Below are 24399 nucleotides of genomic sequence, written 5' to 3'. Positions count from 1 at the left end.
GTATGGCGGTCTTCGTCGCGCTCGGCGCGTTCCTGATGACGCTGGCCGGCGGCTGGACGGCACAGCGCGTGACCGACCGCCGCCATCTGGTGCTGGGCCTGGCCGGCGGGCTGATGCTCGGCGTGGTCGGCCTGGACCTGCTGCCCGAGGCCCTGCGGGCGGCGGACCACGAGATCCACGGCGTCCCGGCCGCGCTGCTGCTGTTCGTGGCCGGCTTCCTCCTCGCCCATCTGGTGGAACGCCTGCTGGCGGCCCGCCGCGCCGCGCACGGGGCGGTCGAACACACGGCGGTCCGCCACGAGGCGCCCCAGCACGGAGCGGCCGGACACGGGGCGCTCCAGCACGGGCCGGCCGAACGCGGGGCGCTCCAGCACGGGTCGGCCGGACACGGGGCGCTCCAGCACGGGCCGGCCGGACACGGGGCGCTCCAGCACGGGCCGGCCGGACACGGGGCGGCCCGGCACGAGGCGGTCGGCCCCGACGCGGCCCGGCACGAGGCGGCCGGACACGCCGCGGTCGGCCACGACGCGGTCGAGCACCGCCACCGCAGCCCCGAGGTGGGACTGACCGCGGCGGCCGCCATGGTGGGGCACAGCCTGATGGACGGCGTGGCGATCGGCGCGTCCTTCCAGGTGGGCGGCGGCATGGGCACCGCGGTCGCGCTCGCCGTCATCGCCCACGACTTCGCGGACGGCTTCAACACCTTCACCCTCACCCGCCTGTACGGCAACGCCCGCCGCAAGGCCCTCGCCATGCTCTTCGCGGACGCCGTCGCACCCGTCGCCGGAGCCGCCGCGTCCGCGTTCCTCACCATCCCCGAGGACGTCCTCGGCGGCTATCTCGGCCTGTTCGGCGGCGCCCTGCTCTACCTCGCCGCCGCCGAGATCCTCCCCGAGGCCCACCACGCCCACCCCGCCCGCTCCACCCTGCTGTGCACGGTCGCGGGCGTCGCGTTCATATGGCTGGTGGTGGGCGTCACCGGGTGACGGAGCCGGTCTCACAGCTTCCCGCCCCGGCCGCCGTCCCGCCGCGGCGGCGCGATCAGCGTCGACAGATACGGCAGCGGCGACCCGTCCAGCTCGGCGGCCGGCCGCACCGACTCCTCCGGCAGACCCAGCGCCGACCCCCACACCGCGTCCGCGAGCCGCCCGGTCTCCTTCAGCGCCTCGGCGACCTCGGCGGCCTGCCGGCCGAACTTGTACGCCACCACCGTGCCCGGACCGGCCAGCGCCTCCTTCAGCACCGCCGACCCGGCCGTCACCGGCACCAGGGTCAGCGGCTCGGTGCCCTCCGTCAGCACCGCCCCCGACCGCGCCGCGAGATCCTGCATCGCGGTGATCCCCGGCACCGTCTCCACGACCACACCCGGCACCAGCTCCACGAGGGTCTGCGCCAGATAGGTGAACGTCGAGTACACGTTCGGGTCACCGATGGTGGCGAACGCGACACACGCGTGCGCCTCCAGCAGTTCGGCCACCCGCCGCCCGGCCGCGTCCCAGGCCGCCTCCCGGCGCGCCCGGTCCGTCCGCTCGTTCAGCGCGAACACCACCCGCACGATCTTCTCCGCGGGCACGTAGTGCGCCACCGTCGCCTCGGCCCGCCCCCGCTCCCCGGTGTCCATGACGGGCACCACGACGACATCGGCCGCCCGCAGGGCGTTGACCCCCTTGACGGTCACCAGCTCCGGATCACCGGGACCGACCCCGACTCCGACCAGCCTGCTGCTCATGACGTCCGGCACCTCTCCACGAACCGACGGGCGACACCGGGCTCGGCCGCCCAGTGCGTGTGCAGATAACTCGCGTGCACGCCCTGCTGTACGAAACCTTCGACCCGCCGCACCGGGGCCGTGACCCCCCAGGCGGGAGCGGCCCCCGCGCCCGGCTCCACGACCGTGCGGTGGAACTCGTGCCCCCGCATCCGCGTCCCGGCCGCCGCCAGCGCGCTGTCACCGACGGCCACGGCGTCCCGGTAGCCGAGCGTCAGCCGCTCACTCATCCGCGCGGTGGCGTCCAGCACACCGCACATCGGCCTGCCGTCCAACTCCCGGCACAAATAGAGCAGTCCGGCGCACTCGGCGGCCACGGGAGCGCCGGAGAGGGCCAGTTCGGCAACGGCCCCGCGCAGGGACTCGTTGGCGGACAGCTCGGCGGCGTACACCTCGGGAAAACCACCGCCGATGACCAACCCCGCCGTCCCCTCGGGCAGCCGCTCGTCCCGCAGGGGGTCGAAGGTGACGACCTCGGCTCCGGCGGCGGTGAGCAGCTCGGCGTGCTCGGCGTAGGAGAAGGTGAACGCGGGACCGCCGGCCACGGCGACCACCGCACGCCTCCCCGCCACGCCGACGGGCGCTTCCCAGGGCACCCCCGGCAGCGGTCCCGCACTGCTCGCCAGCCGCGACAGAGCGTCGAGATCGCATCCCCGCTCGACCTGCGCGGCCATCGCCGCGACCGCGTCCACCGCGTCGGCCCGCCGCTCGGCGACCGGCACCAGCCCCAGATGCCGGGACGGAGTGTCCACCTGAGGAACCCGCCGCAGCACACCCAGGACCGGCACCCCGGACGAGTCCAGCGCCTCCCTGAGCAACTCCTCGTGCCGGTCCGACCCGACCTTGTTCAGGATCACGCCCCCGAGGCGCACCTCCGGATCCCACGACGCGAACCCGTGCACCAGCGCCGCCACCGACCGCGACTGCGAGGACGCGTCGACCACCAGCACCACCGGCGCCCGCAGCAGCTTCGCCACATGCGCGGTGGACGCCAGCTCACCCTGCCCGGCCGCCCCGTCGTACAGCCCCATCACACCCTCGACCACGGCCAGGTCACACCCCCGCGCCCCGTGCAGGAACAGCGGAGCGACCAGCTCCGGCCCGCACAGGTACGCGTCCAGGTTGCGCCCCGTACGCCCGGTCGCGAGGGCGTGGTACCCCGGGTCGATGTAGTCCGGACCCACCTTGTGCGGGGACACGGCGAGCCCCCGCGCGGCGAACGCGGCCATCAGCCCCGTGGCGACGGTGGTCTTGCCGCTGCCCGACGAGGGCGCGGCGACGACCAGCCGAGGCACCGGCGAACTCACCATTCGATGCCCTTCTGGCCCTTCTGCCCCACGTCCATGGGGTGCTTGACCTTGGACATGTCGGTGACGAGATCGGCGAAGTCCACCAGCTCCGGCGGCGCGTTCCGCCCGGTGATCACCACATGCTGGGTACCGGGCCGGTTCCGCAGCACCTCGATCACCTCACCGGTGTCCACCCACCCCCAGTGCATCGGGTACGCGAACTCGTCCAGCACGTACAGCCGGTACGTCTCGGCGGCCAGGTCACGCTTGACCTGCTCCCAGCCCTCCCGGGCCTTCTCCTCGTTGTCCATCTGGGCGTCCCGCTGGACCCACGACCAGCCCTCGCCCATCTTGTGCCAGTCGACCGTGCCGCCCTCACCGGAGGCACCGAGCACCCGCAGCGCGTTCTCCTCGCCGACCTTCCACTTCGCCGACTTGACGAACTGGAACACCCCGATGGGCCACCCCTGGTTCCAGGCGCGCAGCGCGAGCCCGAACGCGGCGGTGGACTTGCCCTTGCCGATACCCGTGTGCACCACGACCAGCGGACGGTTCCGCCGCTGACGCGTCGTCAGCCCGTCGTCCGGTACGACACTCGGCTGTCCCTGCGGCACTACGCGGCCCTCCTGCCCTGAATACCCTTCACCAGCCCGGCGATCGAGTCCGCCCGCAGCTCGTCCAGCGTCACGGCGGTACCGCCGAGATCGGCGGCGAGCCGCCCGGCGAGCCCGAGCCGCACCGGTCCCGACTCACAGTCCACGACCACCGAGGCGACGCCCTCGGCCGCGAACAGCCCGGCGGCCCTGGACGCGAGCAGCACAGGCTCCGGACCGCCCGTGGCCCGCCCGTCCGTCACCACGACCACCAGCGCTCGCCGCGCCGGGTCCCGCAGCCGCTCCACGCGCAGCACCTCGTGCGCCTTCAGCAGCCCGGCCGCCAGCGGCGTACGACCGCCGGTCGGCAGCGACTCCAGCCGCGCGGCGGCGGCGTCCACGGACGAGGTGGGCGGCAGGGCGACCTCCGCCGAGACGCCCCGGAAGGTCACCAGACCCACCTTGTCCCGCCGCTGGTAGGCGTCCAGCAGCAACGACAGCACGGCACCCTTCACGGCACTCATCCGCTGCCGCGCGGCCATCGAACCGGAGGCGTCGACCACGAAGAGAACGAGGTTGCCCTCACGCCCCTCCCTGGTCGCCTGCCGCAGATCGTCCCGGCGCACGACCAGCCCCGGCCCGGACCGCCCCCGCGCCCGCTGATACGGCGCGGCGGCCTGCACGGTGGCCGCCAGATGCAGCTTGGTCAGCGTCCCCTGCGGCCGGCGCGCCCCGGTGGTGCGCCCGTGCTCGGTTCGCGCCCGCGAGCGCCGCCCGGCGGCGCCCTCCCCGATCCCGGGGACGGTCAGTGCCTTGGTGCGGAAGGGTTCGGTGGCGCGTGCGGCCGACTGCTCGCCCGCACCGGACGCCTGCGGCTGCCCGCCCTCACCGGCCTCCGGCCGCGCGGCCTCACCGCCGTCACCCTGCGGACCGCTGTCCGGCGCCGGCTGCCCACCGCCGCCGGGACCATCGGGGTCCGGCTCGTCGTCGCCGTCGTCCCCCGAGTACTGCTCCAGCGTCTCGTCCAGCTTGTCCTCGTCCAGGCCCGGCGCGTCGAACGGGTTCCGCCGCCGCCGGTGCGGCAGCGCGAGCAGCGCCGCCTGCCGCACATCCTCGGCGAGGACGTCCGTCCGCCCGGCCCACGCGGCCAGCGCGGTCGCGGTCCGCGCCATCACGATGTCGGCGCGCATGCCGTCCACCTCGAACGCGGCACAGGTCGCCGCGATCTGCCGCAGCGCCCCGTCACCGAGCCGCACCTGCGGCAGCAACTCCCGCGCGGCGACGATCCGCTGCCGCACGGCGGCCTCTTCCTGCGCCCACTTCGCGGCGAACCCGGCGGGATCGTCGTCGTAGGCGAGGCGCCGCCGCACGACCTCCACCCGCTGGTCCGGCTCCCGGGAGGCGGCGACCTCCACGGTGAGCCCGAACCGGTCGAGCAACTGCGGCCTCAGCTCGCCCTCTTCCGGGTTCATGGTCCCGACGAGCAGGAACTTCGCGGCATGCCGCACGGAGACGCCTTCGCGCTCGACGTACGAGGCACCCATCGCGGCCGCGTCCAGCAGCAGGTCCACCAGGTGGTCGTGGAGGAGGTTGACCTCGTCGACGTAGAGGATCCCGCGGTGCGCGTCGGCCAGGAGGCCCGGCTCGAAGGCCTTCACGCCCTCCGCGAGCGCCCGCTCGATGTCCAGCGAGCCCACCAGCCGGTCCTCGGAGGCGCCGACGGGCAGCTCGACCATCCGCGCGGCCCGCTCGGTCCCGCCACCGGCCTCGTGCGGCCCGTCCGGGCACTGAGGGTCCGGGGAGGCCGGGTCACAGGAGAAACGGCAGCCGGGGACCACGGCGACCGCGGGCAACAGCGCCGACAAGGCGCGCACAGCCGTCGACTTCGCGGTGCCCTTCTCGCCGCGCACCAGCACACCGCCGACCGCCGGCGACACGGCGTTCAGCAGCAGCGCGAGCCGCAGATCGTCCTGGCCGACAACGGCCGTAAAGGGGAAGGGGGTTGTCACTGGTCGCCCTCCAAGTCGCCTTCCAGCTCCAGGTACGTGGCGCGCAGCCGCTCCAGCGTGTCCGCGTCCGGCTCCGCCCACAGCCCCCGGTCCGCCGCCTCCAGCAAACGTTCGGTGATGCCGCGCAGCGCCCACGGGTTGGACTTCTTCATGAAGTCCCGGTTCTCCGGGTCGAAGACGTACTCCGCGCTCAGCTTCTCGTACATCCAGTCATCGACCACGCCCGCCGTCGCGTCGTAGCCGAACAGGTAGTCCACGGTCGCCGCCATCTCGAAGGCGCCCTTGTAGCCGTGCCGGCGCATGGCCGCCATCCAGCGCGGGTTGACCACGCGCGCGCGGAAGACGCGGTGGGTCTCCTCGCCCAGCGTGCGCGTCTTCACCTGGTCCGGCGTCGCCGAATCGCCCACGTACGCCTCGGGGTTGACGCCCGTCAGGTGCCGCACCATGGCGACCATGCCGCCGTGGTACTGGAAGTAGTCGTCGGCGTCGACCAGGTCGTGCTCACGCGTGTCGACGTTCTTCGCCGCCACCGCGATCCGCCGGAACGCCGTCTCCATGTCGCCGCGCGCCGCCCGCCCGTCGAGTCCGCGGCCGTAGGCGTAGCCGCCCCAGACCGCGTACACCTCGGCGAGGTCCGCGTCGCTGCGCCAGTTCCGGGCGTCGATCAGCGGCAGCAGGCCCGCGCCGTAGGCGCCCGGCTTGGAGCCGAAGATGCGGGCCGTGGCGCGGCGCCGGTCGCCGTGCTCGGCCGCGTCCTCGTCCACGTGTGCCCGGACGTAGTTGGACTCGGCCGGTTCGTCCAGCTCCGCCACCGCCCGGACCGCGTCGTCGATCAGCCCGACCACATGCGGGAACGCGTCCCGGAAAAACCCGGAGATGCGGACGGTGACGTCGATGCGGGGCCGCCCCAGTTCGGCCAGGGGGACGATCTCGAAGCCGGTCACCCGGCGCGATGCCTCGTCCCACACCGGGCGGCAGCCGAGCAGGGCCAGGATCTCGGCGATGTCGTCACCCTGGGTGCGCATCGCGGAGGTGCCCCACACGGTGAGGCCCACGGACTTCGGGTACTCCCCGGTGTCGGTCAGGTACCGCTGCACCAGCGAGTCCGCCAGCGACTGCCCGACCTCCCAGCTGAGCCGGGACGGGATGGCCTTGGGGTCGACGGAGTAGAAGTTGCGGCCCGTCGGCAGGACGTTCACCAGGCCGCGGGTCGGGGAGCCGGACGGGCCGGCCGGGACGTAACCGCCGTTCAGGGCCCGCAGGATGTGCCCGATCTCGTCGGTGGTCCGCGCCAGCCGCGGCACGACCTCGTCGCAGGCGAACTCCAGCACCGCGACCGCGTCGGGCAGTTCGGCGCCGAGCACGCCCCGCAGGACGGCCGGGACCACCGTACGGTCCCACGCCCGGGCCTCCATGCCCTCCGCGATCCGCCGGCACAGCTGCTCCAGCAGGTCGATGGCGTCGGCGGCGGACCGGGCCGGACCCTCCACCAGGTCCGTCAGCTCCACCGGCACCTTCACCGGGGCGCCCGGCTCGGCCAGCAGCTCCTTCTCCACCAGCCCGAAGTGGGCCGCGAGCGAGGCCCGCAGGCCGGGCAGGGCGTTGGCCTGGCCGCCCCACACCTGGGAGGCGCGCAGCACGGCGAGGACGAGGTTGACGCGTGCTTCATCGACCGGGCCGCCGCCCAGGATGTGCAGGCCGTCGCGGATCTGGACGTCCTTGATCTCGCACAGGTAGCCGTCGATGTGCATGACGAACTCGTCGAAGGCGTCGTCGTCCGGCTGCTCGTCCACGTGCAGGTCGTGGTGCAGCTCCGCCGCCTTGACGAGCGTCCAGATCTGCGCGCGGACGGCCGGGGCCTTCGCCGGGTCCAGGTCGCTGACCAGCGCGTACTCGTCGAGCAGCTGTTCCAGCTTGGCCAGGTCGCCGTAGGTGTCCGCGCGGGCCATCGGCGGTACCAGGTGGTCGACGACGGTGGCGTGCCCGCGCCGCTTGGCCTGGGTGCCCTCGCCGGGGTCGTTGACGATGAACGGGTAGATCAGCGGCAGTTCGCCGAGGACCGCGTCCGGGGCGCAGCCGCGCGAGAGCCCGAGGCCCTTGCCCGGCAGCCATTCCATGGTGCCGTGCTTGCCCATGTGCACGATCGCGTCGGCACCGAAGCTGTTCTCCAGCCAGCGGTAGGCCGCCATGTAGTGGTGGGAGGGCGGCATGTCGGGGTCGTGGTAGATCGCGATCGGGTTCTCGCCGAAGCCGCGCGGCGGCTGGATCATGACGACGACGTTGCCGTACTGGAGGGAGGCGAGCACGATGTCGTCGCCGTCCACGTAGAGGCTGCCCGGGGGTTCGCCCCATGCCTCGGTCATGGCGTCCCGCAGCTCCGGGTCCAGCTTCCCGAACCAGGCCCGGTAGTCGGCGAGCGGTACCCGCGCGGGCGCGGCGGCCAGCTGTTCCTCGGTCAGCCACTCCACGTCGTGGCCGCCGGCCTCGATGAGCCGGTGGATCAACTCGTCGCCGCCGTCGGGGTATTCGGTCAGCGAGTAGCCGGCGTCGCGGAGCGCGTCGAGCACCCGGACGGCGGACGCGGGGGTGTCCAGGCCGACGGCGTTGCCGACCCGGGAGTGCTTGGTCGGGTAGGCGGTGAAGACGAGGGCGATCTTCTTCTCGGCGTTCGGCTTGTGCTTCAGCCGGGCGTGCCGGACGGCGATCCCGGCGACCCGGGCGGCCCGCTCGGGGTCGGCGACGTACACCGGGACGTCGTCGGGGCCCTGTTCCTTGAAGGAGAAGGGGACGGTGATCAGCCGGCCGTCGAACTCGGGGATGGCGACCTGCATCGCCGCGTCCATGGGGGACAGGGCGGCGTCGGACTCCTGCCACGCGGCGCGCGAGGAGGTGAGGCAGAGCCCTTGCAGCACGGGGACGTCCAGGTCGGCGAGCGCGCCGATGTCCCAGGCTTCCTCGTCGCCGCCGGCGGAGGCCTGGGAGGCGTGGGTGCCGCCGGCCGCGAGGACGGTGGCGACCAGCGCGTCGGCCCGCCCCAGCAGCTCGTACAGGGCGGGGTCCGCGCCGCGCAGCGAACCGCAGTACACGGGGAGGGCGTTGGCGCCGGCCGCCTCGATCGCCTGGCACAGGGTGTCCACGAAGGCGGTGTTGCCGCTCAGTTCGTGTGCCCGGTAGAACAGCACGCCCACGGTCGGGCGGCCGTCGCGGATGTCGTAGGCGCCGTGCACGCCGAACTCGGGCATGCGGCGCGGCTCCTCGAAGCCCTCGCCGGTCAGCAGCACGGTGTCGGACAGGAACCGGGACAGTTCCAGCAGGTTGGCGGGGCCGCCCTCGACCAGGTACTTCAGTGCCTCCGCGACCACACCGGCGGGCACCGAGGAGTCGGCCATGAGTTCGGCGTCGGGTACGGTCTCGCCGCCCAGCAGCACGGTCGGGATGCCGGACGCCTTCAGCGCGGCCAGTCCGTCCTCCCAGGCCCGCTTGCCGCCCAGCAGGCGTACGACGGCGAGGTCCGCGCCCTCGAGGAGGGCCGGCAGTTCCCCGGCGACGTCGATCCGGGTGGGGTTGCCGATGCGGTAGCCGGCGCCGGAGGCCCGGGCCGCCAGCAGATCCGTGTCGGCGGTCGACAACAACAACACTGTGCTCATGCGGGCGCTCCCGGTGGAATGAAAGGCAGTCCTTGCGGCGCGCCGGACTCGATGAGCCGCCACAGCGCGTCCGTGTCCGCGTGCTGTTCGATGAGGTCGCCGAGCCGGTCGAGCTGCTCCTCGCGCAGCGCGGCGAAGGAGGTGTCCGGCGCGGGTACGAAGCGGCGGCCCGCGGCGGCGGCCACCTCGCGCAGGAAGGCCCGGCGGAAGCCGTCCGACTCCAGGGAGCCGTGCCAGTGGGTGCCCCAGGTCTGGCCGACGCGGCAGCCGTCCAGGAAGGGTTCGCCGCCCTCGACCGTGGCGACGCCGTGGTGGATCTCGTAGCCGTCGACGTGCTCGCCGAGGGCCTGGCCGCTGGGCCGGGTGAGGGTCTTCTCGCGGGCGAAGCGCACGCGCACGGGCAGGATGCCGAGCCCGTCGACGTGTCCCTTGCGGCTTTCGACGTCGTCCTCGATGTGCTCGCCGAGGATCTGGAAGCCGCCGCAGATGCCGAGTACGGGGCGGTGTTCGGCGGCCCGGCGTACGAGGGCGTCGGCCAGTCCGCGTTCCCGCAGCCACTGCAGTGCCCGTACGGTGCCGCGGGTGCCCGGGATCACCACGAGGTCGGCGTCGGCCAGTTCCTCCGGCCGGTCCACGAACCGTACGACGACGCCCGGTTCGGCGGCCAGCGCGTCCACGTCGGTGAAGTTGGACATCAGCGGGATCGCGCACACGGCGACCCGGAGCACGTCCTCGCCGACCGGGGGAGTGACGGCGGACTCCCGTACGGTGCCGCGCAGGGAGACGCGCAGTCCGTCCTCCTCGTCGATGCCGAGCCCGTGCCGGAACGGCAGCACGCCGTAGGTCCGCCGCCCGGTGAGGCCGTGCAGCATGTCCAGGCCGGGTTCGAGCAGACCGACGTCGCCGCGGAACTTGTTCACCAGGAACCCGGCGACCAGCTCCTGGTCCTCGGGCGAGAGCAGGGCGACCGTGCCGAAGAAGGACGCGAAGACGCCCCCGCGGTCGATGTCGCCCACCACCAGCACCGGCAGCCGCGCGCCCCGCGCGATGCCCATGTTGACGATGTCGGTCCGCCGCAGGTTGATCTCGGCCGGGCTGCCCGCCCCTTCGCAGATCACCGCGTCATACGTGCCCCGCAGCTCGGCCAGGCAGTCCAGCACCGTGCCCAGCAGCCGCTGCTGGCGCCCGCCGTGGTAGCCGCGCGCGCTCAGCTCGCCCACCGGCTTGCCGAGCAGCACGACCTGGCTGCTCTGTTCGCCGCCGGGCTTGAGCAGCACCGGGTTCATCAGCGCGGTCGGCTCGATCCGGCAGGCCTGGGCCTGCATGGCCTGGGCGCGGCCGATCTCCGCGCCCTCCCGGGTCACGAAGGAGTTCAGGGACATGTTCTGCGCCTTGAACGGCGCGACCTTGACGCCCTGGCGGACCAGCCACCGGCAGATCCCGGCCGTCACGACGCTCTTGCCGGCGTCCGAGGTGGTGCCGGCCACGAGGAGGCCACCGTTCACTTCCCACGTCCTTTCAGGAGTGCGCGCGCGGCGAGCGTGGTGCCGAGGGCGAGCAGGCCGACGCGGCGGGAGAGCCGTACCGCCCGGTCGATGTCGGTGACCCGGACCGGGCGTCCGGCGCCGCCGTTGAGCACGGGCCGGTGTTCGACCCGGCCGCCGTACGAGAGGGTGCCGCCCAGCCGGACGCCGAGGGCGCCCGCGAAGGCGGCCTCCACGGGACCGGCGTTGGGGCTCGGGTGCTTGCGGGCGTCGGCCTTCCAGGCACGCAGGGCGCCGCGCGGGTCGGGTCCGGCGAGGGTGGCGAGCACGGCGGTGAGCCGGGCGCCCGGCCAGCCGGCGACGTCGTCGAGGCGGGCGGAGGCCCAGCCGTAGCGGCGGTGGCGGGGCGACTTGTGACCCACCATGGCGTCCAGGGTGTTGACGGCCCGGAACCCGAGAAGTCCCGGCACGCCGGCCACGGCTCCCCACACCAGGGCGCCCACCACGGCGTCGGAGGTGTTCTCGGCGACCGACTCGACCACGGCCCGGGCCATTCCGTCGGCGTCCAGCGCCTGCGGGTCGCGGCCGCACAGGTGGGGCAGCCGGGCGCGGGCGGCCTCGACGTCGCCCGCGGCCAGGGCGCGCCCGATCGCGTCGGCCTCGCGGGCGAGCGAGGTGCCGCCGACGACGGCCCAGGTGGCGGCGGCGGTCAGCGCGACGGAGGCGGTACGGGAGGGGCGTACGGCGCGTGCGGCCAGCGCCCCGAGCGCGACGGCGCCACCGGCGCATACGGCGGTGTGCACGGCGCCCCAGCCGCGGTGGTCGTGCCACAACGCGCCTTCCACGGCCGTGGCCGCGCGGCCGAACGCGGCGACCGGGTGCCCGCGGCGGGGATCGCCGAGGAGCAGATCACCGAGGACGCCGGCGGCGGCGCCGTACGCGTATGTGCGGTCGGCACCCATCGGCTCAGCCGGCCGTGGGCACAGGGGCGTTCCCGGTACGGGTCCTTCGGCAGCCGAGCATGGCGATTCATGTCCTCACTCAGGGTGTCCACGCCCTGGTTCGACGGATTCCGGCGGCGAGAGTTCCTGGCTCCCGGGGGTTCTTCCCCGGTGACAGTGGCGGGACCGCGCCGGATTCGCACCGGCTTCCTCTGCTGCCGCCGTACATGGCCTGGGCAGTCCACCACGTGCCCGGAAGGGCCGTCAACTTGCCTTTGACCTGGGATGCCCGACTGTGCTGAGGCCCACATCACCGGGGCGCCGGACGGGTCTTCGGGGCCGCCGCGAACACGCCTCCGCCCCGCCGGGTCCGGCGGGTGGGCCGGTCGGCGGGGCGGAGGCGGGGATCGGGAGTCTGCGGTCAGGCCACGATCAGGTAGATGCCGTAGGCCACGGCCGCCGCGCAGGCGGCGAAGCAGGCGTAGGCGCCGGTGACGGCGAGCGTGGCGGAGCCGCCCTGGGCCGCGGCCCGCTCGCGGCGGGACAGGCCGTTGATGCCGAGGGTGAACAGGGCCACCAGGCACACCGTGAACACGACGCTGACGCCCAGAACGGAGCCGAGGGCCGCCCAGTCGATCTTCATGGGATTGCTTCCTTCAGTAACCGTGCGGGCGGGTCAGACCGTGGCGGCCGGCGGGGCGGCGGGGGCCGGTTCGGCGGCCGGGGCGGGGATCGTGGCCGTCAGATCGCCGGTCGTCAGGTCGGCGGTGGCCAGACCGGCGGTGGCCAGGTCCGCGGAGAGCGGCTTCTCGGCGGCCGGGACCGTCAGGCTGTCGGCGATCGGGCCGGCGGGCGGCGGGGTGACCGCGGCGATGGCGGCGGTGACGACACCGGCCGGCTCGCCGGTCTCCTCGACCACGTTGGTGTGGTCCACGACCTCGCGGCGGGAGATCTTCCAGATCGCGGCGCTCGCGGCGACCAGGAAGACGGCGACGGCGGCGGTGCCCCAGTCACCGAGGTCGGTGACGGACTCGGCGCCCGCGCCGACCAGCGCGGCGGCCGGCAGGGTGAGCACCCAGGCGACGGCCATGCGGGTCGCGGTGGACCAGCGGACCACACCGCCCTTGCGGCCGAGGCCCGCGCCCATCACCGAGCCGGAGACGACGTGGGTGGTGGAGAGGGAGAAGCCGAGGTGGGAGGAGGCCAGGATGGCGGTCGCGGCGCCGGTCTGGGCGGCGAAGCCCTGGCGCGGCTCCAGGTCGGTCAGGCCCTTGCCCATGGTGCGGATGATGCGCCAGCCGCCGATGTAGGTGCCGAGCGCGATGGCCAGGCCGGCGGAGAGGATCACCCAGGTGGGAGGGTTGGAACCGGGAGCGAGGGAGCCGCCCGCGATCAGCGCGAGGGTGATGATGCCCATCGTCTTCTGGGCGTCGTTGGTGCCGTGCGCGAGCGAGACCAGGCCGGCGGAGGCGATCTGGCCGGCGCGGTAGCCCTTGCGGGTCGCCTCGTTGTCGCCGGTGCCGCCGATGCCGTAGGAGAGCCGGGTGGCCAGGAACGAGGCGAGGCCCGCCACGACCGGCGCGGCGACGGCGGGGAGCAGCACCTTGGTGACCAGGACGCCGCCGTGGACGGCGTCGAAGCCGGCGGAGGCGACGGTGGCGCCGACCAGGCCGCCCATCAGGGCGTGCGAGGAACTGGAGGGCAGGCCCACCAGCCAGGTCAGCAGGTTCCAGAGGATCGCGCCGACCAGGGCGGCGAAGATGACCTCGGGACGGATGCCGGTCTCGTCGACGAGACCCTTGGAGATCGTGTTCGCGACCTCCACGGAGAGGAAGGCGCCCGCAAGGTTGAGGGCGGCGGACATGGTCACCGCGATCTTGGGCTTCAGGGCGCCTGTGGAGATGGTGGTGGCCATCGCGTTCGCGGTGTCGTGGAAACCGTTCGTGAAATCGAACGCGAGTGCGGTTACCACCACAATCGCGAGGATCAGCGAGAAGCTTTCCATTTACCCAGGCAATCGTTCGAGGTCGTTGGCTGGATGAACGTAGGCAACCTGGGTGAACGGAAGATGAACTGGGACGGGCATGGTGGTGTCGGTAATCCCATACCGGGGTTCTGTTCCGCCCCGCCGGGCCGGGCCCCCCTTGGCTACCGGGCCCGCGCGAAGATCCGCAGCCGGTCCAGGGTGCCGTTGAAGAGATCCTGGTCACCCGGCAGCGTGCCCTTCGTGCGGTACTGCCAGAACGTCCAGTACTTCCAGCCGCCCGGCAGCGCCCCCGGCCGGGCGGTGCCGTGCCGGGCGATCCACAGCGGGTGGTCCTTCGAGAACGCGCGGCTGTCGCCGGTGCACAGCTTCCACCACTGGGTCGTCGTGTAGATCACCGGGCGGCGGCCGGTCTTGCGGCGGACCTCGTCGCTGAACGAACGGATCCAGGCGACCATGCGTTTCTTGCCCAGCCCGTAGCACTTGCGCGAGCCGTAGGGGTTGTACTCGATGTCGAGCGCGGGCGGCAGCGTCCAGCCGTCCCCCCGCCAGTCGCCGCCGTGCCGCACGAAGTGCGCGGCCTGCTTGGCGCCGGAGGACCGGTCGGGGCGGGCGAAGTGGTACGCGCCCCGGATCAGGCCGGCCTTGCGGGCGCCGGCGTACTGCTCGGCGAAGTAGGGGTTGCGGTAGCCGGTGGACTCGGTGGCCTTGACGTAGACGAAGCGCGCTCCCTTCTTCCGCGCGTCCGGCCACTTCACGTGCCGCTGGTGCGACGACACGTCGTGGCCCTTGGGCGGCTTGGCGGCGGCGGTCGCGGGGCCGGTGAGGGCGAGGACCGCCGCCACGGCCGCCGCGAGGACGCTCACGCGGCGGCGGGCGAGGGTGGGTACACGGGCCATACGGGCTCCCCCCGGGGGTGGCGGACGACGGGCGCGCCGGCCCTCGCGGGCGGCGGTGCCCGTGGGTGGGCAGGAGGGAGTCATTCAAGGTCCGCCGAACACGGAAAACCGGGCGATTTCAGGCGTTTCCCCCCGAAATCCCCCCGTTCGGCTCCGCGGTTTCCGGCCGGATCCACCGGCCCGCCCGCTCCCCGTCCCTCCGGCTGGCAGGATCACCGCATGGCTGAACCGGGACGGAACGCGAAGGACGGGCGACCGGACGAACGACAGGGCGGGCGGCCCGACGACTCCCCGGACGAGCCCCCGGCCGAGCCGGGGAGCGCCCGCCGGGGCGCGGGGGAGAGCGCGGTGTCGGACGTCGGGGAGGAAGCGGGGGAGGGCGAAGTGCCGGACATCGGGGAGGACGTGGCGCGGCTCTGGGCGGAGGTGGTCGCCACGGCGCGGCGTACCGTCGCCGACGGGCTGGTGGTCGGCACCTCCGGCAACGTCTCCGCCCGCCTCGGCGACCTCGTACTGGTCACCCCCTCGGGGGTGCCCTACGACCGGCTCACCCCCGCCGACCTCACCGGCGTCGACCTCACCGGCCGCCAGGTGCTCGGCACCCTCGTGCCGACCAGCGAACTGCCCATGCACCTCGCCGTCTACCGCACCACCGACGCCCGCGCGGTCGTCCACACCCACGCCGTGCACGCCACCGCGGTCTCCACGCTCGTCCCCGAGCTGCCGCTGGTCCACTACATGGCCGCCGCCCTCGGCGGACCCGTACGGGTCGCTCCCTACGCCCCCTACGGCAGCGACGAGCTGGCCGGGAACATGCTCCGCGCCCTCGCCGGCCGCTCCGGCTGTCTGCTGCGCAACCACGGCACGGTGACCTACGGCGCCACCCTCGACCAGGCCTACGACCGCACCGCCCAGCTGGAGTGGATGTGCCGCCTGTGGCTGACGGCGTCGTCGGTGCCGGGCCTGAGCCCGACCCTGCTCACCGAGGCACAAGTGGCGGAGGTCGGGGAACGTTTGAAGGGGTACGGCCAACGGAGGTGACCCCTTTTGCCGAACAGCAGCCCGCCCCGCACCCCGCACACCCCGCTCCGCCGGGCCCGTACGGGCACGCCGGCCCCGTTCCACGGCACCCTGCCGGCCGCGTACGCCGCGTACGGCCGGGCTCTGCCGGCCGCGCGCGCCGCGTATGAGCGAGCCCTGCCGGCCGCACTGGCTCTGCTCCGCCGGGCCCGGCGGAGGTCGCGCGCCGCGCGCGGCCGGAACAGGCCGGTTCCGCTCGCCGTGCTCCGCCGCGCCCTGGCGAACCGGCCCGCCCCGGCCCGCCGTGACGCCCTCCGGCCCCGGCCCGTCGGTGCCCGGCCCGGGCACGCCGGTATCCGGTCCTGGCCCTGGCGTGTCGGCACCTCGCCCCGGCGTGTCGGCACCCCGCCCACGCGCCCGCTCCCGGCCCTCCCGGGCTCGGCGGCGCGTCCGTCTCCCCGCCCGCCCTCCTCACCCCGCCCGGCGCTTCGGCTGGCCGCCGCCCGCCGCCCCCGTGACACTGGATCCGTGCGTACCGTCTCAGCGACCGCCGGTGCGGTCACCGCCGTCCTGGCCGCCGGCACGGCCTCCGTGGTCGCCGGCCGGCTCGCCAGCGACGCCGCGCTGAAGGTGTCCGCGGGCCGCCCGCTGCCCACCGAGCCCCGGCTCACCGTGCACGGCACGGCCGCAGGCCGGATCACGCTCACCCGTGATCTGGCCACCCTGCGCCCCGGTGTCTACGGTCTCGCCGGCGACGGCTCGCACGCGGTCGTCGGCCCCGTCCTGGAGGGCACCCCGCACGCCGCCGACACCGTCGTACGGCGCCTGGAACGCGTCACCCACGGCACCTTCACGGCCGGCGACGCGGCCTGGCTCACCCCCAACCTGTACGTCGGCAACCCCCGCGCCTCCCTCGGCCTGGACCACACCGACGTCGAGGTGCCCGGCGAACTCGGTGCCCTGCCCGCCTGGTTCGTACCCGGCGACCGGGACACCTGGGTGATCGCCGTACACGGCCTGGGCACCACCCGGGAGCACGCCCTGAACCTGATGGGCTTCCTGCACGCCCGCCGGCTGCCCGTCCTCGCCCTCGCCTACCGCGGCGACCCCGGCGCCCCCCGCCCGCCGGACCGGCTGAACCACCTCGGCGAGACGGAGTGGCGGGACGTCGAGGCGGCCATCCGGTACGCCGTCCGCCACGGCGCCGGCCGGGTCGTCCTCCTCGGCTGGTCCACCGGCGCCACCATGGCCCTGCGCGCCGCCGAGCACTCCCAGGTCCGCGACCGCGTCGCCGGGCTCGTCCTGGACTCCCCGGTCCTGAGCTGGCCCGCCACGCTGCGCGCGCTGGCCCGGGCCCGGCACACCCCCGAGCCGCTGCTGCCCCTCGCGGTGCGGGCCGCGCAGGGCCGGGCCGGACTGCACGCCGACGGACTCGCCGGGCCCGGCGCCCCGGACCGGCTCCAGGTGCCCACCCTGCTCGTGCACGGCCCGGACGACCAGGTCGCGCCCTGGGAGTACTCCCGCCGGCTCGCCCGGCGCCGGCCCGGCCTCGTCACCCTGCACACCGTCCCGGACGCCCCGCACGCGGCGATGTGGAACGCGGACCCCGAGGAGTACGAGGAACGGCTGCGCCGGTTCCTCACCCCGCTGCTGTGACCCCGCGCGCCGGGGCCCGCGCGCGCCGGTGGCCGGCATTCCGGTTACGGGCGTGGAGCCGATCCGGCCACCGGCGCACGACTGGCTCGATCCGGTCCGTCCCACCGCCCCGCGCCCCGTGCCCCGGCCGGCCCCGGTGCCCGCCCTGACATTCCGTTTGGGTTTTCGGACCGTCAACCGGAAGACTGCACCCGTGACGTCCCGTATCCCGCGCGACTCCAGGCTCCGACTCGTCCGACCTCGACCCCTGGCCGCCGCCCCCAGAGCTGTGAACCAGCGGCGTCCGCGCCGCCCGGCACCCCGGCCGCCCGAGGGCACGCCCGCCCCCGCCGAACTGGCCGGAATGGCCCGTACCGGTCTGGCCGGCGCGGTCCGCGTCGCCCGCTGGGCCGACGCCGCCCTCGGCCCCGGCCGGCACGGTGCCACCGCCGACGGAAAGGCGACGCTCTCCGACGCCACCGCCGAACGCGCCGCCGCCGACCTGGGCCTGAGCGTCGCCCAGATCCGCGCCGACTGGGACACCGCCCGCCTCGCCGGACTCGTCGAGGTGCACGGCGACAGCGCCCGGCCCGGCTGGCGGCTGCGCGCCTGGGACCGCGACGACAGCGCCGTACTGCGCGGCTGGGTCGCCCTCTTCGACGCCTGGTCGCTCGCCTTCCCCGAGCCCGCGGACCACGAGCCGGCCGCCGTCGCCGAGGTCGTCTCGGCCATGCCCCAGGTGCTCTCGTTCCTCCAGCTGTCGGCCGGCCCGGTCCCGGTGGAGCAGCTGCTCGACCTGCTCCAGCAGCGGGTCACCGAGCTGCGCACCGAACGCTGCGAGGTCGCCTACGAACCCGGCACCGGACGGCCCGCCGGGTCGCCCGCCCCGGCGGCCGCCGCGCCCGCCGCCGACGCCCCGCTCGCCCCGCTGCTCGACTGGGCACTGCGGGCCCTCGCCTCGGTCGGCGCCCTCACCTACGGCGGCGGCCAGGCCACCCTCACCCCGCTGGGCAGCTGGGCGGTGTGGGTCAAGCTGGAGCAGATCTGCGTGGCCGCGCAGAGCCCCGCCGGCAACATCGAGCAGTCCGCCGAGGACATGCTGCGCGGCTGCGCCCAGCTGCGCCCCAACGCGGCCCGCGCCGAGTACCGCGCCTGGCTCGCCGCCCGCCCCGTCGGCAGCGCCGTCACCGAGCTGATCGACGCCGCCCGCGGTGACGACGCGCTGCTGCGCGGGCTGGCCTTCGAGGCGCTGCGCGTCGTCGGCGCGCCCGCCGAGCCCGACGTACGGGCCGTGGTGGGCGAGCCCGCGCTGCGGCCGTACGCCCTGCTGTGGCTCGCCGAGCACGACGGGATCGACCCGGAGGACGCCCACGAGGTGCTCACCCGCCAGGAGGCCACCTGGCTGTGGGTGGACACCGCCGCCGCGGTCGCCGACCACGGTGAGGCGCCGATGCTGGTGAGGCACCTGGAGTCCGCGGTGCAGCCCACCGTGCCCCAGCTGCTCGAAGAGGTCCGCGCGGTCGGCCACCCGCGCACCGTGCAGGTGCTGGTCGCGCTCGCCGCCGCGCACCCCGACCCGGCGCTGGCCAAGGCCGTGCGCCGGGCCGCGTTCCAGGTGCACACCGGGGGCTGAGTACCACCGGGGCGGCTCAGGCCCCGGTCTCCGGGGCGTACGTCCCGAAGCTCCAGACGTTCCCCCCGGCGTCCCGGGCCAGGTACTCCCGGGCACCGTAGTTCTGGTCCGCCGGGGGCATCAGGATCTCCACCCCATGGGCCACGGCCCGCTCGTGGTGGGCGTCCACGTCGTCCACCACGACGTACACCCCGGCGGGGCCCGCCTGCTCCAGGGCGCCGTCGAGGGGGTCGCCGCGGCCCTTGGAGCCGATCATCACCACGCCGCCGGCCTGGGCCAGCTCGGCGTGCAGGACCGTGCCGTCCGCCGTCTCGTACACCGACAGTTCGGTGAAGCCCAGGCCCTCGGTGAGCTGCCTGATCGCCGCCTTCGCGTCCGTGTACAGCAGTGTGGGGCAGATGCCCGGCCGTCCGCCGCCGCCCGTGCCCGCCATGCCGACCACACTCCTTCGCGCACCGATTCCGTCGTCCTCCGGCGTCCGTCGCACCGCACGCGTCTTCGCTTCCCACCGCACACAACACCCGAAACCGCCCCATCCCGCCGAGTACGGGCATAACCCGACCGAGTGACGCGCCCGCCCCGCCGCGTCCAGGGGACAGCGGAGGGGGAGAGGTGCCGCCCCGCCACACCCCGCCCCCCAGCTCCCGGTGGGCGGCCGACGCGCAGGCCCGGTCGGGAAACGCGGATGCGGTGAGCCGGTCCCCCGTAGGCCGGGGCCGGGCTTGATGGAGTACGCCGAGGAGCCAGAGCCCCGCCGGCAGAGCGAGGTGCCCCGGGTGCGCGGCGCCGTCGTGGCCGGGTACGACACCCGCGGCGGTGGCCCGCGCCGCCGGTACGCGCGCGTGGGGCACCGCCGCCGTGCTCCCCGCGCGCGGGGAGGCAGTCACGCTCAGGGGCGGCGGGCTGCTCACCGCCACCGACGGCCGCGCCGTGCGCCGGCACCGGCCCTGCCCGACCCGGCCGAGTGGCTCCCGGCCCACGGCGGCGCCGGCGTCCCGCGTCCTCGGCCGTGGCATCCTCGCGGTCGTCACCCCGCGCCTCGCGTCGCCGCGTACCCCACCGCCGACGGCGATCTGCGCCGGCCCCTGCCCGCCCGCGACGGCCGCGCGTTCCGCCCCGGTGGCGCGCTCGGGCGCGCTCCGGCCCCGCTGCTCGCCCGGCCGTGCGCGGACACCGCCTGGGCCGGCCGGTTCGCGGCCCTGGACGGCCTGGGCCGGATCACCCCGGCCGCACCGGTTCGCGGCCCTGGACGGCCTGGGCCGGATCACCCCGGCCGCACCGCCCCGGGGCGCCCGCCCCGCGCCCGGTCGCCAGGACGCAGGAAAACCGCTTGCACCGCCCCGTTAGACTTGGCCCCATGGCCATTCTCCTCGCGCATTAGACGGCGGGAACGTCCTCAGCCGCCCACCCGCCAATCCCTGTACGCCCTGGAGTCTGTCCGTGATCTCCGCCTCCGGTATCGAGCTGCGCGCCGGTGCGCGCGTCCTCATCGAGAACGCCACCTTCCGTGTCGCCAAGGGCGACCGCATCGGCCTCGTCGGCCGCAATGGCGCAGGCAAGACCACCCTCACCAAGTGCCTGGCCGGCGAGGGCATCCCGGCCGCCGGCACGATCACCCGCTCCGGCGAGGTCGGCTACCTCCCGCAGGACCCCCGCACCGGCGACCTCGACGTCCTCGCCCGCGACCGCATCCTGTCCGCGCGTGGCCTCGACGTGCTGATCCGCAAGATGCGGGAGAACGAGGAGCGGATCGCCAACGGCAAGGGCTCCACGCGCGAGAAGGCCATGAAGCAGTACGAGCGCCAGGAGACGGAGTTCCTCACCAAGGGCGGGTACGCCGCCGAGGCCGAGGCCGCCACCATCGCCGCCGCGCTGAACCTGCCCGACCGGGTGCTCGGCCAGCCGCTGCACACGCTCTCCGGCGGTCAGCGCCGCCGTATCGAGCTGGCCCGGATCCTGTTCTCCGACGCCGACACCCTGCTGCTGGACGAGCCCACCAACCACCTCGACGCGGACTCGATCATCTGGCTGCGGGACTACCTGAAGTCCTACCGCGGCGGCTTCATCGTCATCTCCCACGACGTCGACCTCGTGGACACGGTCGTGAACAAGGTGTTCTACCTGGACGCCAACCGCTCCCAGATCGACGTCTACAACATGGGCTGGAAGCTCTACCAGCAGCAGCGCGAGGCCGACGAGAAGCGCCGCAAGCGCGAGCGCGCCAACGCCGAGAAGAAGGCCGCCGCCCTGCATTCGCAGGCCGACAAGATGCGCGCCAAGGCCACCAAGACGGTCGCCGCGCAGAACATGGCCCGCCGCGCGGACAAGCTGCTCTCCGGCCTGGAGGCGGTCCGCCAGTCCGACAAGGTCGCCAAGCTCCGCTTCCCGGAGCCCGCGCCCTGCGGCAAGACCCCGCTGATGGCCGAGGGCCTGTCGAAGTCGTACGGCTCGCTGGAGATCTTCACCGACGTCGACCTCGCCATCGACAAGGGCTCCCGGGTCGTCATCCTCGGCCTCAACGGCGCCGGCAAGACCACGCTGCTGCGCCTCCTCGCGGGCGTGGAGACGCCGGACACCGGCCGGGTCGTCCCCGGCCACGGCCTGAAGCTCGGCTACTACGCCCAGGAGCACGAGACCCTGGACCCCGACCGCACGGTCCTGGAGAACATGCGCTCGGCCGCCCCGGACATGGACCTGGTGGAGGTCCGCAAGGTGCTCGGCTCGTTCCTGTTCTCCGGTGACGACGTCGACAAGCCGGCCGGTGTCCTCTCCGGCGGCGAGAAGACCCGGCTCGCCCTCGCCACGCTGGTCGTCTCCTCGGCGAACGTGCTGCTCCTGGACGAGCCGACGAACAACCTGGACCCCGCCAGCCGCGAGGAGATCCTCGGCGCCCTGCGCACCTACAAGGGCGCGGTCGTCCTCGTCACCCACGACGAGGGCGCCGTCGAGGCACTCCAGCCCGAGCGGATCATCCTGCTCCCGGACGGCGTCGAGGACCTGTGGGGTTCCGACTACGCGGATCTCGTCACCCTCGCGTGATCGACGGGCCTGATCCATCCCGCATGGATCATTCGGCCCATCCGTGATCCATCATCTGTGTGAGATCTCCTCGTATCGAGGTGTGTCATACACGGATTTCGCGGCCGACCCCCCAGTAGCCGGGGGGCCGGCCGCTCGGCGTTCCTGACCTGGTACTTCGCGAATCCCCCCGTACGGACCCCTGGACCCCACCCGCTGGAATCGCGTATTCCGTTTGTGGGGAACCCCTCCTGTCGTCACAACGATGTCTCACCGACCTTGCCGAATGGGTGGCCATCACGCCCAGGAGGGGTGATCATGAGGAGACCAGAGCGCACTTCCCATGAGGAGGCACGGGTGGCCGAGACTCTGAAGAAGGGCAGCCGGGTGACCGGCGCCGCGCGCGACAAGCTCGCGGCAGACCTGAAGAAGAAGTACGACTCCGGTGCGAGCATCCGGGCACTGGCCGAGGAGACCGGCCGCTCGTATGGCTTTGTGCACCGGATGCTCAGCGAGTCGGGCGTCACGCTCCGTGGGCGTGGCGGAGCGACCCGGGGTAAGAAGGCCGCTTCGTCCTGACTCCGGGCGGCCCATCGGCTTCGATGGTGGCCACCCGGTCGGCGGACCGACCGGCCGGGTGGTTACTGTGCAGTCACTTAGCTCAGCTCTGCTGACCGCACCCATCGGAGGCACCCCATGGCTTCGCCCGACCAGGACCTCGCTCCCGCACTCGACAAGGACGGCGTACGGCTCACCGTCGAGGACACCCTCGCCACGGTGACGCTGACGAACCCGGCCAAGCGCAACGCGCAGACTCCCGCCCTGTGGCGGGCGCTCGCCGAGGCCGGTCGGCTGCTGCCGGGCTCCGTCCGGGTGGTCGTGCTGCGCGGCGAGGGGCAGTCCTTCTCCGCCGGGCTGGACCGTCGCATGTTCACCCCGGAGGGGATTCCGGGCGAGCCGACCTTCGTCGACCTCGCGCGTCGCGACGACGCCGGGATCGACGCGACCATCGCCGAATACCAGGAGGCGTTCACCTGGTGGCGGCGCACCGACCTGGTGTCCATCGCCGCCGTCCAGGGCCATGCCATCGGGGCCGGCTTCCAGCTCGCGCTCGGCTGCGACCTCAGGGTCGTCGCCGACGACGTCCAGTTCGCCATGCGCGAGACCAGCCTCGGTCTCGTTCCCGACCTGACCGGAACCCACCCGCTGGTCGGCCTCGTCGGGTACGCCCGCGCGCTGGAGATCTGCGCGACCGGGCGGTTCGTCGGGGCCGAGGAGGCGGTGGCCAGCGGGCTGGCCAACCTCGCCGTGCCCGCGGCCGACCTGGACGCGACGGTACGGGACCTGGCGGCGGCGCTGCTGGCCGCGCCGCGCGACGCCGTGGTGGAGACCAAGGCGCTGCTGCGCGGCGCCCTCGACCGTACCTACGAGGAGCAGCGCGCGGCCGAACGCGCCGCCCAGGCCCGCCGCCTGCGCGACTTGGCCGGCCTCGGCGAATAGACCCCCGCGCGCGGGCCGGCGGAATCCGGGCGTACGCCTCGACGCGCCTCCCGGACAGCGTTCCGTACGGCGTTCCCGCGCCCGCGGAGCGTATGGGTGACCCCCTCGATCCGCCGGGCCATGTCCACGGCCCGGCGGATCCGCGTCCGCGGCCGTCTCCCGGCGGGACGTCACGGCACGCCGGCGCGTACCGGCTCCGCCGCCGAGACGGCCGCCGCCGTCAGAATCCGTGCCGCATGCCGCCGTCGACCGGGACCATGATGCCGGTCAGGTACGACGCGGCCGGGGACAGCAGGAACGCGGCGGTGCGGCCGAACTCGTCGGGCCGGCCGTAGCGGCGCAGCGGAATCCGTGAGGCGTTCGCCGTCCGGGTGGCCTCGGGGTCGGCGGACCGCGCGTCCAGCTCGCGCACGCGGTCGGTGTCGATCCGGCCCGGCAGCAGCCCCACCACCCGGATGCCGTGCGGCCCCAGCTCGTCGGCGATCGACTTGGCGAACCCGGCGAGTCCCGGCCGCAGCCCGTTGGACACCGTCAGCCCCGGGATCGGCTCGTGCACCGACCCGGACAGCACGAACCCGATGACCCCGCCCTCCGGCAGCTCGGCCGCCGCCGTGCGGGCCAGCCGTACCGCGCCGAGGAAGACCGACTCGAACGCGTCCCGCCACTGCTCGTCGGTGTTGTCGGCGAGGAACCCGGGCGCCGGCCCGCCCACGCTCACCAGCACCCCGTGGAAGCCGCCGAAGTTCTCCCGGGCCGCCGCGATCAGCCGCTCGGGGGCGCCCGGGTCGGCGTTGTCCACGGCCACACCCACCGCGTTCGGGCCCAGGGCGGCGGCGGCCTCGGCGACCCGCCGCTCGTCCCGGCCGCTGACGACCACCTTCGCCCCGTCCGCGACGAGTTCCCGCGCGGTGGCGTTGCCCAGTCCCCGGGTGGCTCCGGTGACGACGTACACCCGGTCCTTCAGTCCAAGATCCATGGC

19 protein-coding genes and 1 riboswitch are annotated in these 24399 nt (G+C 74.2%); of the genes, 7 read left to right on the top strand and 12 right to left on the bottom strand.

The genetic code is table 11. The features are described from left to right. Positions 1-2 precede the first annotated feature (2 nt). Positions 3-986 carry a ZIP family metal transporter gene (locus tag IE251_RS08180; protein ID WP_189752238.1) on the top strand — a complete coding sequence of 328 codons (984 nt, stop codon included), beginning with the start codon at positions 3-5 and terminating at the stop codon, positions 984-986. Positions 987-997: 11 nt separating this feature from the next. Here IE251_RS08180 and cobI read toward each other — a convergent pair whose 3' ends face one another. The 10 genes from cobI to IE251_RS08130 form a co-directional block, all read right to left on the bottom strand. Further along, on the bottom strand, positions 998-1729 hold the full coding sequence (gene cobI / locus IE251_RS08175; protein WP_189752237.1) for a precorrin-2 C(20)-methyltransferase: 732 nt from the start codon (positions 1727-1729) through the stop codon (positions 998-1000). After that, on the bottom strand, positions 1726-3078 hold the full coding sequence (locus tag IE251_RS08170; protein ID WP_189752236.1) for a cobyrinic acid a,c-diamide synthase CobB: 1353 nt from the start codon (positions 3076-3078) through the stop codon (positions 1726-1728). Before IE251_RS08170 ends, cobI begins: the two co-directional genes overlap by 4 nt. Further along, positions 3072-3671 (bottom strand): cob(I)yrinic acid a,c-diamide adenosyltransferase, encoded by a 600-nt coding sequence (gene cobO / locus IE251_RS08165; protein WP_030791176.1) that lies wholly within the window; start codon positions 3669-3671, stop codon positions 3072-3074. The genes IE251_RS08170 and cobO overlap by 7 nt, the downstream gene beginning before the upstream one ends. Beyond that, a complete protein-coding gene (locus IE251_RS08160) occupies positions 3671-5659 on the bottom strand; it encodes a putative cobaltochelatase (RefSeq protein WP_189752235.1) in 1989 nt (662 codons plus the stop codon). Before IE251_RS08160 ends, cobO begins: the two co-directional genes overlap by 1 nt. Further along, entirely contained in the window at positions 5656-9306 is a 3651-nt protein-coding gene (gene cobN, locus IE251_RS08155; RefSeq protein WP_189752234.1) for a cobaltochelatase subunit CobN, read from the bottom strand. The genes IE251_RS08160 and cobN overlap by 4 nt, the downstream gene beginning before the upstream one ends. Continuing rightward, positions 9303-10811, bottom strand: coding sequence for a cobyric acid synthase (locus IE251_RS08150; protein ID WP_189752233.1), 1509 nt, complete (start codon positions 10809-10811; stop codon positions 9303-9305). The genes cobN and IE251_RS08150 overlap by 4 nt, the downstream gene beginning before the upstream one ends. Then, entirely contained in the window at positions 10808-11752 is a 945-nt protein-coding gene (locus tag IE251_RS08145; RefSeq protein ID WP_189752232.1) for a cobalamin biosynthesis protein, read from the bottom strand. Before IE251_RS08145 ends, IE251_RS08150 begins: the two co-directional genes overlap by 4 nt. 98 nt (positions 11753-11850) lie before the next feature. Further along, positions 11851-11992, bottom strand: a riboswitch (cobalamin riboswitch). 160 nt (positions 11993-12152) lie between these two features. Further along, positions 12153-12374 carry a hypothetical protein gene (locus tag IE251_RS08140; RefSeq protein WP_189752231.1) on the bottom strand — a complete coding sequence of 74 codons (222 nt, stop codon included), beginning with the start codon at positions 12372-12374 and terminating at the stop codon, positions 12153-12155. A gap of 33 nt (positions 12375-12407) precedes the next feature. Then, positions 12408-13736 carry an inorganic phosphate transporter gene (locus IE251_RS08135; RefSeq protein ID WP_189752230.1) on the bottom strand — a complete coding sequence of 443 codons (1329 nt, stop codon included), beginning with the start codon at positions 13734-13736 and terminating at the stop codon, positions 12408-12410. A 143-nt stretch (positions 13737-13879) separates the two neighbouring features. After that, on the bottom strand, positions 13880-14614 hold the full coding sequence (locus IE251_RS08130; protein ID WP_189752229.1) for a lysozyme: 735 nt from the start codon (positions 14612-14614) through the stop codon (positions 13880-13882). A gap of 219 nt (positions 14615-14833) precedes the next feature. Here IE251_RS08130 and IE251_RS08125 point away from each other — a divergent pair, with 219 nt between their 5' ends. The 3 genes from IE251_RS08125 to IE251_RS08115 all read left to right on the top strand — a co-directional run bounded on the left by IE251_RS08125 (position 14834) and on the right by IE251_RS08115 (position 18902). Beyond that, positions 14834-15655: a class II aldolase/adducin family protein gene (locus IE251_RS08125; protein ID WP_229896661.1), complete on the top strand. Its 822-nt coding sequence runs from the start codon at positions 14834-14836 to the stop codon at positions 15653-15655. A 507-nt stretch (positions 15656-16162) separates the two neighbouring features. After that, on the top strand, positions 16163-17290 hold the full coding sequence (locus tag IE251_RS08120) for an alpha/beta hydrolase (protein WP_189752228.1): 1128 nt from the start codon (positions 16163-16165) through the stop codon (positions 17288-17290). A gap of 193 nt (positions 17291-17483) precedes the next feature. Further along, positions 17484-18902, top strand: coding sequence for a hypothetical protein (locus IE251_RS08115; RefSeq protein WP_189752227.1), 1419 nt, complete (start codon positions 17484-17486; stop codon positions 18900-18902). A gap of 16 nt (positions 18903-18918) precedes the next feature. On the opposite strand, the gene IE251_RS08110 is transcribed toward IE251_RS08115, so the two are convergent. Then, positions 18919-19335 carry a VOC family protein gene (locus tag IE251_RS08110; protein WP_189752226.1) on the bottom strand — a complete coding sequence of 139 codons (417 nt, stop codon included), beginning with the start codon at positions 19333-19335 and terminating at the stop codon, positions 18919-18921. Between the two features lie 1007 nt (positions 19336-20342). Here IE251_RS08110 and IE251_RS08105 point away from each other — a divergent pair. The 3 genes from IE251_RS08105 (at position 20343) to IE251_RS08095 (ending at position 23420) form a co-directional block, all read left to right on the top strand. After that, entirely contained in the window at positions 20343-21941 is a 1599-nt protein-coding gene (locus tag IE251_RS08105) for an ABC-F family ATP-binding cassette domain-containing protein (RefSeq protein WP_189752225.1), read from the top strand. Between the two features lie 336 nt (positions 21942-22277). Beyond that, entirely contained in the window at positions 22278-22499 is a 222-nt protein-coding gene (locus tag IE251_RS08100; RefSeq protein ID WP_004002281.1) for a helix-turn-helix domain-containing protein, read from the top strand. 117 nt (positions 22500-22616) lie between these two features. After that, the gene (locus tag IE251_RS08095) at positions 22617-23420 is read left to right on the top strand and encodes an enoyl-CoA hydratase/isomerase family protein (protein ID WP_189752224.1); all 804 of its coding nucleotides are present in this window, start codon (positions 22617-22619) and stop codon (positions 23418-23420) included. A 220-nt stretch (positions 23421-23640) separates the two neighbouring features. On the opposite strand, the gene IE251_RS08090 is transcribed toward IE251_RS08095, so the two are convergent. Further along, a complete protein-coding gene (locus tag IE251_RS08090) occupies positions 23641-24396 on the bottom strand; it encodes an SDR family oxidoreductase (protein ID WP_189752223.1) in 756 nt (251 codons plus the stop codon). Between the last annotated feature and the right edge of the window lie 3 nt (positions 24397-24399).

Source organism: Streptomyces eurythermus (assembly GCF_014649115.1).
In the GTDB taxonomy this organism is placed as follows: domain Bacteria; phylum Actinomycetota; class Actinomycetes; order Streptomycetales; family Streptomycetaceae; genus Streptomyces; species Streptomyces eurythermus.
Note: the sequence above shows the minus strand (reverse complement) of the source record. Positions and strands in the feature narration are given on the sequence as shown.